Origin of the sequence: Aestuariibaculum sp. M13, from assembly GCF_024723255.1 — a bacterium.
Taxonomy (GTDB): Bacteria; Bacteroidota; Bacteroidia; order Flavobacteriales; family Flavobacteriaceae; genus Aestuariibaculum; species Aestuariibaculum lutulentum.
The window spans coordinates 438,704-453,611 of record NZ_JANIAC010000002.1; the positions used below are offsets into that span (position 1 = coordinate 438,704).

General features: G+C 35.0%; 15 protein-coding genes. 13 read left to right on the forward strand and 2 right to left on the reverse strand.

Annotated features, from left to right (window positions below):
- Nucleotides 1-65: 65 nt before the first annotated feature.
- From nhaC to NO995_RS09055, 11 genes are all read left to right on the forward strand, one after another.
- Complete coding sequence (nhaC, locus tag NO995_RS09005) at nt 66-1,535, forward strand: Na+/H+ antiporter NhaC (RefSeq protein ID WP_258227212.1); 1,470 nt, start codon at nt 66-68, stop codon at nt 1,533-1,535.
- A gap of 139 nt (nt 1,536-1,674) precedes the next feature.
- Nucleotides 1,675-2,316, forward strand: coding sequence for a peroxiredoxin (locus NO995_RS09010; protein WP_240574285.1), 642 nt, complete (start codon nt 1,675-1,677; stop codon nt 2,314-2,316).
- A gap of 7 nt (nt 2,317-2,323) precedes the next feature.
- Complete coding sequence (locus tag NO995_RS09015; RefSeq protein WP_240574288.1) at nt 2,324-2,638, forward strand: co-chaperone YbbN; 315 nt, start codon at nt 2,324-2,326, stop codon at nt 2,636-2,638.
- Complete coding sequence (locus tag NO995_RS09020) at nt 2,619-2,876, forward strand: DUF6952 family protein (protein ID WP_188221844.1); 258 nt, start codon at nt 2,619-2,621, stop codon at nt 2,874-2,876. Before NO995_RS09015 ends, NO995_RS09020 begins: the two co-directional genes overlap by 20 nt.
- 197 nt (nt 2,877-3,073) lie before the next feature.
- On the forward strand, nt 3,074-3,892 hold the full coding sequence (locus NO995_RS09025; RefSeq protein ID WP_258227213.1) for an AraC family transcriptional regulator: 819 nt from the start codon (nt 3,074-3,076) through the stop codon (nt 3,890-3,892).
- 82 nt (nt 3,893-3,974) lie between these two features.
- The gene (locus NO995_RS09030) at nt 3,975-6,449 is read left to right on the forward strand and encodes a TonB-dependent receptor domain-containing protein (RefSeq protein WP_258227214.1); all 2,475 of its coding nucleotides are present in this window, start codon (nt 3,975-3,977) and stop codon (nt 6,447-6,449) included.
- A gap of 264 nt (nt 6,450-6,713) precedes the next feature.
- Entirely contained in the window at nt 6,714-7,160 is a 447-nt protein-coding gene (locus NO995_RS09035) for an SRPBCC family protein (RefSeq protein ID WP_258227215.1), read from the forward strand.
- Nucleotides 7,161-7,236: 76 nt separating this feature from the next.
- On the forward strand, nt 7,237-7,611 hold the full coding sequence (locus tag NO995_RS09040) for a hypothetical protein (protein WP_258227216.1): 375 nt from the start codon (nt 7,237-7,239) through the stop codon (nt 7,609-7,611).
- A 145-nt stretch (nt 7,612-7,756) separates the two neighbouring features.
- On the forward strand, nt 7,757-8,179 hold the full coding sequence (locus NO995_RS09045) for a DsrE family protein (protein ID WP_258227217.1): 423 nt from the start codon (nt 7,757-7,759) through the stop codon (nt 8,177-8,179).
- Between the two features lie 14 nt (nt 8,180-8,193).
- Nucleotides 8,194-9,213, forward strand: coding sequence for a TQO small subunit DoxD (locus NO995_RS09050; protein ID WP_258227218.1), 1,020 nt, complete (start codon nt 8,194-8,196; stop codon nt 9,211-9,213).
- A gap of 115 nt (nt 9,214-9,328) precedes the next feature.
- Nucleotides 9,329-10,123, forward strand: a complete 795-nt coding sequence (locus NO995_RS09055; RefSeq protein WP_258227598.1) for a cation transporter — start codon at nt 9,329-9,331, stop codon at nt 10,121-10,123.
- A gap of 4 nt (nt 10,124-10,127) precedes the next feature.
- Here the strand turns inward: NO995_RS09055 and NO995_RS09060 are convergent, their stop codons facing one another.
- On the reverse strand, nt 10,128-10,580 hold the full coding sequence (locus NO995_RS09060) for an Lrp/AsnC family transcriptional regulator (protein WP_258227219.1): 453 nt from the start codon (nt 10,578-10,580) through the stop codon (nt 10,128-10,130).
- A 182-nt stretch (nt 10,581-10,762) separates the two neighbouring features.
- Between NO995_RS09060 and NO995_RS09065 the strand changes: the two genes are divergently transcribed.
- Both NO995_RS09065 and NO995_RS09070 read left to right on the forward strand, forming a co-directional pair.
- Complete coding sequence (locus tag NO995_RS09065; RefSeq protein ID WP_258227220.1) at nt 10,763-11,884, forward strand: histidine decarboxylase; 1,122 nt, start codon at nt 10,763-10,765, stop codon at nt 11,882-11,884.
- Nucleotides 11,885-11,999: 115 nt separating this feature from the next.
- Nucleotides 12,000-12,455 carry a hypothetical protein gene (locus tag NO995_RS09070; RefSeq protein WP_258227221.1) on the forward strand — a complete coding sequence of 152 codons (456 nt, stop codon included), beginning with the start codon at nt 12,000-12,002 and terminating at the stop codon, nt 12,453-12,455.
- A 57-nt stretch (nt 12,456-12,512) separates the two neighbouring features.
- Here the strand turns inward: NO995_RS09070 and katG are convergent, their stop codons facing one another.
- Complete coding sequence (gene katG / locus NO995_RS09075; RefSeq protein WP_258227222.1) at nt 12,513-14,687, reverse strand: catalase/peroxidase HPI; 2,175 nt, start codon at nt 14,685-14,687, stop codon at nt 12,513-12,515.
- Nucleotides 14,688-14,908 lie beyond the last annotated feature (221 nt).

The window sequence follows — 14,908 nt, forward strand, 5'->3', positions numbered from 1 at the left end:
CCTACTGAAATTGAATTTGCGTAACTTCTTGCAAAATTGTAACATTACATTCTAATTCCTAAACAATGCACGACAACAAAAATATTTCTGAATTTGAAGCCGGTAACATACATGTCATTAAAAACAAAGAATTAAGGATCCAGGAAGCTTTAATTCCTGTTCTTATTCTTATGAGTATGCTGGCTTATAACATCTTTTTTGTAGACGGTCAGGAATGGTTTGGAACATACACCAATCAAATTATTTTATTACTGGGTGGTGCCGTTGCGGCTATTGTAGGGTTTCTTAATAAAGTTAGCATCAAAATTATGCTAAAAGAAATCTGGGAAAACCTAAAAAGTGTTTTTACGCCTATCATCATTTTATTTTTAGTTGGTGCCTTAGCTGGAACCTGGTTAATCAGTGGTGTAATTCCTGCCATGGTTTATTACGGTTTACAAGTGCTAAACCCAACTATTTTCTTACCGGCATCGGTAATTATTTGTGCTATTATTTCGATCGCAACCGGAAGTTCGTGGACTACCTCTGCTACCGTTGGTATCGCATTAGTTGGTATTGGTACAGCTTTAGGTATTGACACAGGTATGATTGCGGGTGCTGTAATTTCAGGTGCTTATTTTGGAGATAAAATGTCACCATTAAGTGATACGACTAACTTAGCTCCTGCCATGGCTGGAACAGATTTATTCACACATATTCGCTATATGAGTATCACCACGGTGCCGACGCTAATTGTAACCCTTGTGTTTTTTACTGTTTTAAGTTTAAATATTGAAACCTCCGGGAATGCGGATTTGAGTGGCTTATTACTTACTATAGAACAAACATTCAAAATCACACCTTTACTTTTTATTGTACCTGTTGTGGTTATCGCATTAATCCTATTTAAGACCAAACCAACCATAGCTTTAAGTGCCGGAGTTTTATTGGCAGCGGTATTTTCATTCATCTTTCAACCCGATATTTTAAATCAGTTATCAGACACAAAACTGAGTAGTATAATAAATGCCATTTTAACCGATACACAAATTACTACCGAAAATGAAAAGCTTAACGATTTATTTGCTTCAGGCGGTATGCAAGGCATGATCTGGACCATACTTTTAATCGTTTCCGCAATGGTATTTGGAGGTATTATGGATGGTATAGGCGCTTTAGCGAAAATAACCACATCACTTCTTAAAGTTTTTCATAGCACCTTTGGCCTGTTTGCAAGTACCGTTGGTAGTTGTTTGGCAATAAATATTAGTGCCAGCGATCAGTATCTGGCCATTGTTATCCCAGGAAAAATGTATGCTAACGCCTATAAAGAAAAAGGCCTTGCTCCTGAAAATTTAAGTCGTACGCTTGAAGATTCAGGAACTGTAACCTCAGTTCTTATTCCTTGGAATACTTGTGGTGCTTACCAAAGTGGCGTTTTAGGTGTAGATACTTTACATTATGCCGGGTATGCCATCTTCAATTGGTTAAGTCCGTTTACAACTTTATTATTTGCGGCATTATCAGTTAAAATAAGACAACTTACTGATAAATAACACCATACTATAACCATAATACGTTTCCATAATTAAAACCTATTACTCAATAGATTTTTAAGATTTTATTAATCGAATAAATCCTGTCTCGTTTCTATATTTGCATCGTTAAAAACAAATAACCTTTAAATAAAAAAACATGGCATTAGTAGGAAAAAAATTCCCAAATTTAAATGTTAACGCAATGAACGACTTAGGAGATACTTTCCAAGTAAACGTTTTAGAAGAAGCAGTTAACAACAAGAAAAAAGTACTTTTATTCTGGTACCCAAAAGATTTTACTTTTGTATGTCCTACAGAATTACATGCTTTTCAAGCAGCTTTAGGTGAGTTCGAAAAACGTAACACTATTGTTATTGGTGCGTCTTGTGATACTCCAGAAGTACACTTTGCTTGGTTAAGCACTGCTAAAGATAATGGTGGTATTGAAGGTGTAACTTACCCATTATTAGCAGATAGCAACAGAAACTTATCTAGCATTTTAGGTATTTTAGATATCACTAAAGAAACTTACGACGAAGAAACTGGTACAGTTCAAGTTGAAGGAGACAACGTAACTTACCGTGCTACTTACTTAATCGACGAAGACGGTTTAGTACAACACGAGAGCATTAACAATATGCCATTAGGAAGAAACGTTAACGAATATTTACGTTTAATCGACGCATTAACTCACGTTCAAGAAAAAGGTGAAGTTTGTCCTGCTAACTGGGAAGAAGGTAAGCAAGCTATGCAAGCTAACGCTAAAGGAACTGCAGAGTACTTAGCACAATTAAACTAATTTAACCATGGTTAAGGAATTAGAACAAGATAATTTAACAGAACTTGTATCATCAAACGATACTGTAGTTGTACAGTTTTCTGCTACATGGTGTGGTAACTGCCGCATTATGAAGCCTAAATTTAAAAAATTAGCAACAGAAAACGAAAACGTTACGTTTGTAATGGCTGACGCTGAAAAGTTCCCGGAATCAAGAAAATTAGCAACTGTAGATAACTTACCTACATTCGCAACTTTTAAAGCCGGTGCTTTTGTAAATCAAGTACAAACAAACAAATTCGAAGTTTTAAAAGATTTAGTAAATGAAGTTACCAGTAATTAAGCATTTAACGCAGTTTATTGAAGAGAACGATGAAGATTTCGTAATCGAAACTATCGAAACTCTTGAAGCATTAACCGAAGTTCCTTCGCTAAAAGACGAAGAATTAGACGTTATTGGAGAGCTAATCTCTAATATGTACGGTGCTGTTGAAGTTAATAAAATGATTAAAGACGGTACGCCTAAAAAAGAAGCCCTTAACAATTTTATGGGTCGCGTTTTAGGTTCGATTGACAAATAAACAATGCTCTCGACTTACGAGTAATGTAGAAATTATTTAGTACTAAAAAAGCCATGATTCTTAATTGAATTGTGGCTTTTTTACATTAAAGAAATAACTTCTCTAAAAGTTATAGACTCTTTTTAAACTATAATAGACAAATTTCTCTACCATAACATTACTGTTTCCTGTTAAATTTGCGGAAAAAAGTATTTAATATGCAACAGGCAGACATTCGTATTAACGATAAAATATCCTCTTCCGATTTCTTAAAAATCGAAGCTTTCGATATTAATAAACGTTATACAAAACCCCATAAGCATAATAAATACCTTGAGTTGGTATATTTTACTGAAGGTAGCGGATTTCACTATCTAGACACAACTCCACACCCTATTCTCCCACCCACCGTTTTTCTAATTCATCAAAATCAGGTGCATCACTGGCATATAGACACGATTCCTAATGGCTATGTTATCATTATAAAAGAGAAGTTCTTAAACACCGTTTTAGATGCTTCTATCCCCATTCTATTAAACAGACTATCCGCCTTTGATGCCATAAAATTAAATAATACCCCCATTTTAGATGCTTTGTTTAAGGCTTTATGTCTGGAAATGAAAAACCAAAAACCGGATAACAATGTTATTGAAGGTGGCCTAAAGGCTTTATTCTCCAAAATATTGTCATACACCAATCAAATCCATAAAATAGTTTCAAGCGATATAGATAGCAGATTTATTCAAATGTTATCTGAAACTCCTAAAAACAATGTTGCCTTTTATGCTGAAGCGCTGAATACAAGTGCTCAAAACCTCAATACCATTTGCCAGAAGACTTATAAAAAATCGGCATCAGACATCATTGCAGAGCATTTAATAAGGGAGATAAAACGGCAGTTATTATATACTTCTAAAAACGTAAGTGATATTGCTTACAGTTTAGAATTTAAAGACACTTCTAACTTTACCAAATTTTTTAAACGTCATACATCCCTAACCCCTTTAAAGTATAGAAAACAAAAAATGACTTTGTAAATTTTACCATTAATTTTTCATTTAAACCAAAATGAATCAATTCATAATTGTAGCTTGCACGGCTTAATTGAAACATAAATTTATGCTAAACCCCATTCGATTTTTATTCTTATTAGCTTTCATGATGACCTGCCAGTTGAGCTATTCTCAGATCACAGGAATTATTCTAGATGAAACCGATACACCTTTAGAATATGCCACAGCTGTAATTCACAATCAAGACACTAACGACATGATTACCGGTGTGGTTACAGATGCCCATGGTCGTTTTGAAATTAAGCATCTAAAAAAAGGTAATTATTACCTTATAGCGTCATTTATCGGTTATGATGCTAAAACCATTAATAACATTAACGTTAAACATAGTAACCAAAACATAAATATTGGCAGTATTAAATTAAGCCCAGGAACCTCTCTAAACGAGGTTGTTGTAAAAGGAAAACAAGCTACGGTAACGAATAAAATTGACCGTCAGGTGTTTAGCGCTAATGAATTTAAAAGTGCTCAAGGTGGTTCTGGAATTGATGTTATTAGAAATCTGCCATCGGTAAGTATTGATGGCCAGGGTGATATTAGTGTTCGTGGTTCTAACGGTTTTGTTGTTTTACTAAACAGTAAACCGCTTCAAGGCAATGCTAGCAGTTTAATTGCTCAGCTACCAGCTAATGCCATCGAACGTGTTGAAGTTATTACAGCGCCTTCAGCAAAATACGACCCGGAAGGAAAAGCAGGTTTGCTAAACATCATCACTAAAAAAGGAGCTGCGAATGGTGCTTACGGACAAATTAATGTAAAAGGCGGGCTACCTTCTATCGAAAATTATGGAAACGACAAAGCCCACCAGCGTTACGGAATTGACGGAACTTACAATTTTAGAACAGACATTTGGAATATATCGTTAAGTGCTAATTACCAGCGTAACGATTTGGGGGGGCGCCGCGAAGGTGATGTGTATACCATTATCGACGATGTAAAAACCCAGTTTCCTTCTACTGGAGAACGTAGTTTTGATGAAACCAATTATAGCGGACGCTTTACGGTGGAATTTACACCAGATACCACCAATGTGTTTTCTTTGGGATTCTTTGCAGGAAAACGCGATAAAGACCGTTTAGCCGATATTGTGTATTACGATAATCATGCCGTTTCTCCAGCCGATAGCGACAACCTATTGTACACCTTTCAGTATTACAATCACAATTTAAGAAATCGCAAAAGTGATTTTGCTTTAGGAAGTTTAGACTACGATCACACGTTTAAAAACACTTCTAAACTTTCAACTTCGGTGCTTTACGAATACACCTTGTTGGGAGGCCCGACAGTGAATCAAAATTTAGGTTACCCCGACAATTCAATCCTTTATCAGGATGAATACAATACAAATGACAATCCGTTACACGGTATTCGTGTGCAGGTTGATTATAGCTTTAAACCATTTAATTTCGGTCAGTTAGAAATAGGGTATCAATTCCGTAATTTAGACCATACCGGAGATTTTATTTATGAACGACGTACCGATTTTAACGATGATTTTACCTTAGTTCCAGAATTTTCAAGTGAAGTGAATTTAATTCGTAGGATCAACTCGTTTTATTCGCAATTAAACGGAAAACAAGGTCATTGGAATTATTCAGCTGGGGTGCGTTTAGAAGTTATGGATCGTGAATTAACATTGAAAGATAAAGCTAATACCATTGATGAAACCTACAACTACGATTTCACGAAACTATATCCTTCGGCTTCGCTTCAATATGCTATAAACGAAAAAACTAATATAAAAGCAGCCTACAGTAAACGAGTGGAACGTACCACCACTTTTAAAATGAATCCATTTCCTGAGCGTGAACACTCTGAAACTTTAGAGCAAGGAGACCCAGAACTAAAACCAGAATTTATTGATTTAGTTGAATTAGGAATCAACAAAAAAATGAAAGGCAGTAATTCTGTTTGTGCTACAGCCTATTACAGAAACACTAAAAATCTGGTAAACCGTGTAAATACCATTTACAACGACACCATTTTAAACCGAATTTATTCAAATGTTGGTAAAGCCAAAGCTATTGGTCTTGAATTGGGTACCGAACTAAAGCTGGCTAAAAACTGGAGTAATTTTATCGGTGCCAATATTTATAATTACGCAATTGACGGCAGTTTCGACAACAAACCTGTAGACTCAAAATCGACACAATATTCTATTAATCTGAATTCTACATATACCTTTTGGCAGAATGCTTCTTTACAATTTACATTTAACTACCTGTCTGAACGCGTAACCGCTCAAGGTGAAGATTCCAGATTTTATTCACCGAATTTAACTTTTCAAAAGTCTTTTTTTAATGATGCCCTAACCGCAACACTACAATGGCAAAACATCGATATGGGATTATTAAACACGAACGAGCAACGGATCACCACATACAGACCAGGTGAATTTTATACAACAACCAACTACGTTTACGAGGTAGACATGGTATTTATCAACTTATCATACACCTTTAAAAATGGTAAAAACAAATCGAAGTTTATAGAAAGTGAATTCGGTAAACGCGAGTTTTAACGGAGTCTAATCCTCAAAAACTTTTATTAAAACGCCACAATTCTTAGTTGAATTGTGGCGTTTTATTTTGGGTTTCATTCGATATTCCTTCGGGATTTGTTCGAGTTTTCTTCATAAATACTGGCTTTTACCGAAGAATCCCCGAACAAATGTCGAACATGACTCGAAGGAAACCCCTAAATCACTTAGCAAAACCAACTAATTATAAAACCAAAATATTTACTATTTTTAAGAAGAATAAGTTTCTTTTAATTCTCTTTCATCATGGCAACAAACAAAGTCACAATACACCGTGTTGTTAAAAGTACAGCTGAAAAAGTTTTTCGAGCCTTTACCGAACCCAACGCTTTATCTTCATGGAGTCCACCCTATGGTTTTTTGTGTACTGTTCATGAGTTTGAAGCTAACGTTGGTGGTAAATACAAAATGTCGTTTACCAACTTTACAACAGGTAACAGTCATTCGTTTGGTGGTGAATTTTTAGAGTTGGAACCTAATTCATTTATTAAACACACCGATGGTTTTGACGACCCCAACCTTCCCGGCGTTATGATTACCAGCGTAAAGATTAACGAAGTTTCCTGTGGTGTAGAACTCACCATAACTCAGGAAAACATTCCAGAAGTTATTCCTGTTGAATTATGTTATCTGGGCTGGCAGGAATCTTTAGATAAACTAACAAAACTGGTAGAACCCAATATTCCAGATTAAATAACTGAATATTACTTTAAAAGTATTAAGAAAAATATAACAGGTCCAATTTTTAGCTTTGTGTATATTTGTTTCTATGCTCGAAAAATCTAACCAGAACATCATAATAAAAGCAATCTCCTTGTTGGGATTAGCTTTGTTATTGATGCTTTCACCGTGTAAGGTTAGAAACTTTATTCAGGACGAGTTAGGCATTCCGCAAACCGAAATATCTAACAAGAACAAAACAACATTTAGTCAGTCTTGTAGTGACTCAGATACTTCAATTGAATTAACAGTAAAGGAAAAACAGACTAAGCAAAGGCTTTTTGCCGAATTTAAACCTTTTGAAGCTGTTCTTATCATTACAGATTTTCACGAAGAACCTTCATCATTAACCCAAACACTGTTTCACAGGGTTAATCATATTCCTTTTTATATTTTATATCAGAATTTTAAAGATTATCTGTAATTTTTATCACCACTTTGCTGTTCGATAGCTAGTCATTTTTTCGAATAGCATTTCAACTTTAAGATTTATAAAATTACAATACTATATGCTTTATAATAGACAAAAAGCATAAGACTTTGTATATCCATTTCTAAAATTCAAAAACATGAAAACCCCAATAAAACATATTACAATGTGGTGTTTCGTTCTATTTTCTGCCATAACATTACAGGCACAAAACGAAAACACCGAGACATTAAATTACTCAATCCTTTCAAAAAATATTCAACAACTTAAACCAGCATTAATCACAGCTAATGCCTTAGCCAAAGAAGACGGCAAAACCTATGGTAATTTATATGTTGTGTTCTGCGGAAAAACAGTTCAGGATATTGCTGATAATTCTGAATTTAACGCGCTTTTAAAAGACATTATTTCAAATCAAGTAAAAATATTTATCTGCGGACTCTCATTAAAAAAATTTAATGTAAATCCCGTCGATTTACGAAAGAATATTCAAGTTGTAGAAAACGGTATACTATACGCATTTCAGCTAAAAAAACAAGGATTTATAAGTCTAACCATATAAACTAACGCTACATAATGAATACTTTTAAAATAAAAAACGATGCCGGTTTACTGACGCTTGCTCTTCGATTGGTTATTGGTTGGACTTATTTTTCAGCCTTTTGGAGGCGCACCATTTTAACCGATAAATTAGACCCGGACACAGCTAATTATATTGGTGAAAAATTCAATCACTTTTTACCGAATGCTATAGGCATAAAACCTTTAATTCAATACATGGTTGAAAACCCAGATGTGCTTTGGTGGAATATGGTTTTATTTACCATTATTGAAGGCATTGTTGGTCTGTTTATTATGATTGGATTATTTACCCGCCTGTCAAGTATTGGCGTTTTTGGTTTAGCTATGGGCATTTTATTAGGCTCTGGCTGGATTGGCACTACCTGCCTCGACGAATGGCAAATAGGCGTACTTGGTATTGCTACCGGATTTGTATTATTCCTTACCGGAAGTGGTAAATATTCTTTAGATTATTATTTTATAACAAACCAATTTGCTTTTACCAAAAGAAAATGGTTTAGTTGGTTAGGTTCTGGTATTTTACCTATTAAAGAAGCTGTTTTTCCAAAAGTTATACTTACTGGTTCCCTATTTATTTTAGGAATTACGCTCATGACCAATCAAATTTTTCATGGCGGTTTATGGGGAACGCTGCATAACAAATCTATAAAACCAAAACTTGAAATTACCAACGGAATGATTAAAAACGACACACTGTCTTTTGATGTTTACCGAACCGAGGGTGTCGATGTTTACGGATCATGGACCATTGCGATCGAGCTATTCAACGAAGCCAATCAATGTGTTTTGAGTTATAATCAGGAAGATTTGACTCATTTAACCAATGAAAACATTTCGAATTATTACATCGCTAAAATCAAGCCTGGCAAGCATAGTTTAGTTATTCCGCTTGGTGGAAAAGCAAAATTAATATTTAAAAATGATGCTTTAACAAAACTTCCTTTGGGCAATTACACCTTGAAAATAACCGATATTAGCGGATTATACTGGGAGCACAATATTGTTAAACATTAAAAACATTTAAAAGCGGTTTAGAAAACATATCTGAACCGCTTTTTATTTTTAAAGATTCATTTCATTCCAGAAGAAAGATTATTGTTATTTTTATAATGGAATAAATCTTTTAATGATGAACAAAACCACTTTTGAAATTACTAAAATGGATTGCCCTTCGGAAGAAAATCTGATTCGTATGAAATTAGAAGGATTCACAAACATTAACCATTTAGATTTCGATATTCCCAACCGAAAATTATTTGTTTATCATACCGAAACTTCAGATACCATTGAAACAGCATTAACAGAGCTTAACTTAGGAAGTCAAAAAACTTTAACCGAAATTAGTGAGCAAACCCAATTTGAAGAACACAGCAACCAAAAACAACTGCTCTGGACGGTTCTTGCCATTAATTTTGCTTTTTTTATTATTGAAATACTTACCGGATGGATTTCAAAATCTATGGGATTAGTAGCCGATAGTTTAGATATGCTCGCCGATAGTTTTGTATATGGCATTAGTCTTTTTGCTGTGGGCGGCACAGTCGTCAAAAAAAAACGAATAGCCAAAATTGCTGGATATTTTCAAATTACATTAGCAATTATTGGATTTATTGAAGTAATCAGACGTTTTTTAAATGCCGAACAACTTCCTAATTTTTCAACCATGATTATCGTTTCAGTTTTTGCTCTTATCGCTAATGGTATTTGTCTTTACATTTTACAAAAATCTAAAAGTAAAGAAGAAGCACATATGAAAGCGAGCATGATATTCACTTCAAACGATGTTATTATCAATCTTGGTGTAATCATCGCCGGACTCTTAGTGCTTTGGTTACAATCAAATAAACCCGATTTAATCATAGGAACAATAGTTTTTATTCTCGTTGTTCAAGGGGCTTTTAGAATTTTAAAACTCAGTAAATAAACCTCTACAATTCATAAATCGTAGTCTCCTTAACGCTTTCCATAACAAACGAACTGTTAATAGTAGAAATACAATCCAACAGCGATAATTTTTCATTTATAAATTGCTGGTACTGGCTAATATCGTTTACCACAATCTTTAATAAAAAATCGAAATTTCCGGAAATGTGATGACATTCCATAATTTCTGAAAACTGGAGTGTTTTCGTTTTAAAATCATCAATCAACTCCTTATGATGTCGAATTAAAGTTATTTGGCAATAGGCTACAAACTTTTTACCAATAACATCTCTGTCTAATAAAGCCACATAAGATTTAATAATGTTTGCCTGCTCCAGCTTCTTCACGCGTTCGTACGTTGGTGTAACACTCAACCCTACTTTAGCAGCTATTTCCTTGATATTTTGCTTCGCATTAATTTGAAGTTGTTTCAGTATGTTTTTATCTATTTTATCCATAGTAGATTTTATTTCTAAATTTTGATATCCGCACTTCACTTATCAATACAAAAATATTGAATAATTATTTTATATAGAATAATTTACCAATTAAATCATATTGTAAGAAACAAAACCTATTAAAATATACTTTTGAAGAGTTTTAAACCAAAAATACACGACAAAATATAACCATTTTATTGATGAATATACACACCCAACTTGAAGACACCTTAGAAAATATAAAAAAAGCCAGCAACCTGTTTTTAGGCTACCCTATTTCAAAAGATTTTGATTACACGCCACTTTTTGAATTCCTTAAATTCCCGATTAATAACGTGGGAGACCCTTTTATTAATAGCACCTACAAAGTGCAAACGCACGACATGGAACGGGAGGTTATTGAATTTTTTGCTGATTTATTCAGAGCTAATCCAGAGGATTATTGGGGTTATATTACAAATGGCGGATCGGAAAGTAACCTATACGGATTATACATTGCCCGTGAATTATACCCAAAAGCGATGGTGTATTATTCAGAATCGACACACTATAGTGTGAAGAAAAACATTCATTTACTTAACATTCCTGGCATTGTTATTCGTTCTCAGGAAAATGGTGAGATTGATTATGAAGATTTGCAAAACACTTTACAGTATAATCGTCATAAACCAGCCATCATTTTATCGAATTTTGGAACTACAATGACTGAAGCTAAAGATGATATTTCAAAAATTAAAGGCATTTTACGAAAATTGGCTATTCAGGATCATTACATTCATTGCGACGGTGCCCTCTCAGGAACTTATGGAGCTTTCTTGAATGAAAAGATTCCTTTTGATATCGCCGATGGTGCAGACAGCATTTCTATAAGCGGACATAAATTCATTGGCTCACCTATTCCAAGTGGTGTGGTTATAACAAAGCGATCATTAAGAGATCGTGTTTCTAAAGGCGTCAGTTATATCGGTTCTTTAGACACGACTATTACTGGCTCAAGAAATGGGCACAGCGTTTTATTTTTATGGTACGCCATTAAAAATATGGGAGTCGACGGATTAAAAGCACGCTACAACCATAGCTTAGAAATCGCCGAGTACTGTAAAACTAAATTAAACGCTATAGGCATTAACGCATGGAGCAATCAAGGGGCCATAACAGTTGTATTACCTAAAACTTCTGATGCTATTAAAAACAAATGGCAATTAGCTACTGAAGGAGATGTTACGCATCTTATCTGCATGCCAAATGTTAACAAACAACAAATTGATGCCTTTATTGAAGATTTGATTATAGAGAAAGAAGCTGAGACCGTCTTAGTCTAAAAAAATTAATATTAAGAAGATAAAGGCCACTTTAAATTGAAGTGACCTTTTGTTATACAGTTAAAAAAACATTCTATTTTCCTACATTTACGTTTCAATTTTTCAAATATAACCAATGACAACTAAATACTCTTTAACCGTATTACTTCTAATTATATTGTCCTGTGGTCAGGAACAAAACGCTAAACAGCCTGAGCCTGTACCAATAGTAGGAACTTGGAAACTAATTTCAGCGACAACCATTAAAGAAGACAGTACTATATCAAGCGATTTATCTAATAGAAGTATGATTAAAATTATAAATGCTTCTCACTTTGCGTTCCTAAATCATGACCTTAACGAAGGAAAAGATTCTCTCGCTTTTTTTGCTTCTGGCGGAGGTAAATATAATTTAGAAAACAACAAATACACGGAATATTTAGAATATTGCAATTTTAGAAATTGGGAGGGCAACACCTTTGAATTTACAGTTGAAGTTCGTGGTGACACTTTAATACAAAGTGGTATAGAAAAAGTAGATGAAGCCGACGTTGATCATAAAATTATTGAAACATACATACGCTTCAAATAATTGAAAATAAAAAGCCACTTCAGTTTGAAGTGGCTTTTTATCTATAAATATAAATGATTAAGCTAAATCAAAACGATCAGCATTCATCACTTTTACCCAGGCATTAACAAAGTCATTTACAAACTTTTCTTTGCTATCGTCTTGTGCATATACTTCGGAATAAGAACGTAAAATAGAATTCGAACCAAACACCAAGTCAATACGAGTAGCTGTCCATTTTACAGCGCCCGACTTACGATCTACAATCTCGTAAACACCGTTACTAATTGGTTTCCATTTGTAAGCCATATCGGTTAGGTTTACAAAGAAATCGTTAGTTAAAGCACCTACATTATTAGTAAATACACCGTGTTTTGTTCCTCCGTAATTAGTTCCCATAGCACGCATACCTCCAACTAACACTGTCATTTCAGGAGCAGTTAATCCCATCAATTGAGCACGATCTAATAACATTTCTTCCGGACTAACCACATAATCTTTTTTCTGCCAGTTTCTGAATCCATCAGCTAAAGGTTCAAGCGGTGCGAACGAATCTACATCGGTCATCTCTTGAGAAGCATCACCACGCCCTGGAGCAAAAGGCACCTTCACATCCATTCCTGCATTTTTAATGGCTTTTTCAACACCCACATTACCTGCAAGAACAATAGTATCTGCTACGCTGATACCAAATTCAGCAGCGATAGGTTCTAAAACAGTAAGTACTTTCGATAATTTATCCGGCTCATTACCTTCCCAATCCTTTTGTGGTTCTAAACGAATACGCGCTCCGTTTGCTCCTCCTCTAAAGTCTGAACCTCTAAATGTTCTGGCACTATCCCAAGCAGTAGAGACTAATTCTGAAATAGTTAAACCAGAATCGGCAATTTTAGCTTTAACGGCATCAACGTTGTAATCTGATTTTCCTTTTGGCACAGGGTCTTGCCAGATTAAATCTTCGGTTGGTACATCTGGTCCAAACCAACGATCTTTAGGTCCCATATCGCGATGTGTTAACTTAAACCACGCTCTTGCGAAAGCATCAGAAAAGGCATCAAAATCATCTTTAAATTTCAATGAAATTTCTTTATAAATAGGATCTATACGCATCGCCATATCGGCATCAGTCATCATTGGATTGTATTTTGTTTTTAAATCTTCAACATCTACGGGCATATCTGCTTCGGCAATACTTACAGGCTCCCACTGGTGCGCCCCTGCAGGACTTTTACGCAGTTCCCACTCATGGTTAAATAACATCTCAAAATAGCCATTATCCCATTTTGTTGGATGTGTCGTCCATGCTCCTTCAATCCCACTGGTTACCGTATCTCTACCAACTCCTGAGCGTGTTGGATTAGACCATCCGAAACCTTGTTCTTCAACTGGCGCAGATTCAGGATCTGCTCCTAAAATACTGGCATCGCCGTTACCATGTGCTTTACCTACGGTATGTCCACCAGCCGTTAAGGCAACGGTTTCCTCATCATTCATAGCCATACGCTTAAAGGTTTCTCGAACCTGTGCACCTGTTTTAATAGGATCTGGATTTCCGTTTACACCTTCAGGATTTACATAAATTAATCCCATTTGCACTGCTGCCAACGGATTTTCCATAGTTTCTGGTTTAGAAACATCTTCATAACGACCGTCACTTGGTGCTAACCATTCTTTTTCAGCGCCCCAGTATACGTCTTTTTCAGGAGCCCAGATATCTTCACGCCCAAACGCGAATCCGTAAGTCTTTAATCCCATGCTTTCGTAAGCAATAGTTCCGGCCAGAATAATTAAATCGGCCCAACTAACTTTATTGCCATATTTTTTCTTTATTGGCCATAGCAAACGTCTGGCTTTATCTAAACTCACGTTATCGGGCCAGGAATTAAGCGGAGCAAAACGCTGATTTCCGGTTCCTCCTCCACCTCGACCATCGGCTACTCTATACGATCCAGCAGCATGCCAGGCCATACGAATCATTAATCCGCCATAGTGCCCCCAATCGGCAGGCCACCACTCTTGCGAATCGGTCATTAAATCGGTTACATCTTTCTTTAAAGCTTCAACATCTAAAGTTTTTAAAGCTTCCTGATAATTAAAATCTTCTCCTAAGGGGTTAACTTTTGTGTCATGCTGACTTAAAATGTCTAAGTTTAACGAGTTAGGCCACCACTCTACTACAGAATCTTTAGTTTCCGTATTGGAACCATGTATAAACGGACATTTTCCGCCGGATGAATTTGAATTTCCTTCCATATTTTGAGATTTAAAAATTTATAGGTTATTTCTTTCCCCTAAAGTTATGAAATATGATTTAAAAAACCATTAACTCATATTTATATTAACTATACAATTATTACGAAAATTTATTGAAGGATTCATAATTACCTTCAGAACCAATCTCAGGTCAAGTAATCAAAAAGGTTTTATTAAATTCCAAGTTGATAACCTTTAGTTAAAGATTTCAAAAACCCAAA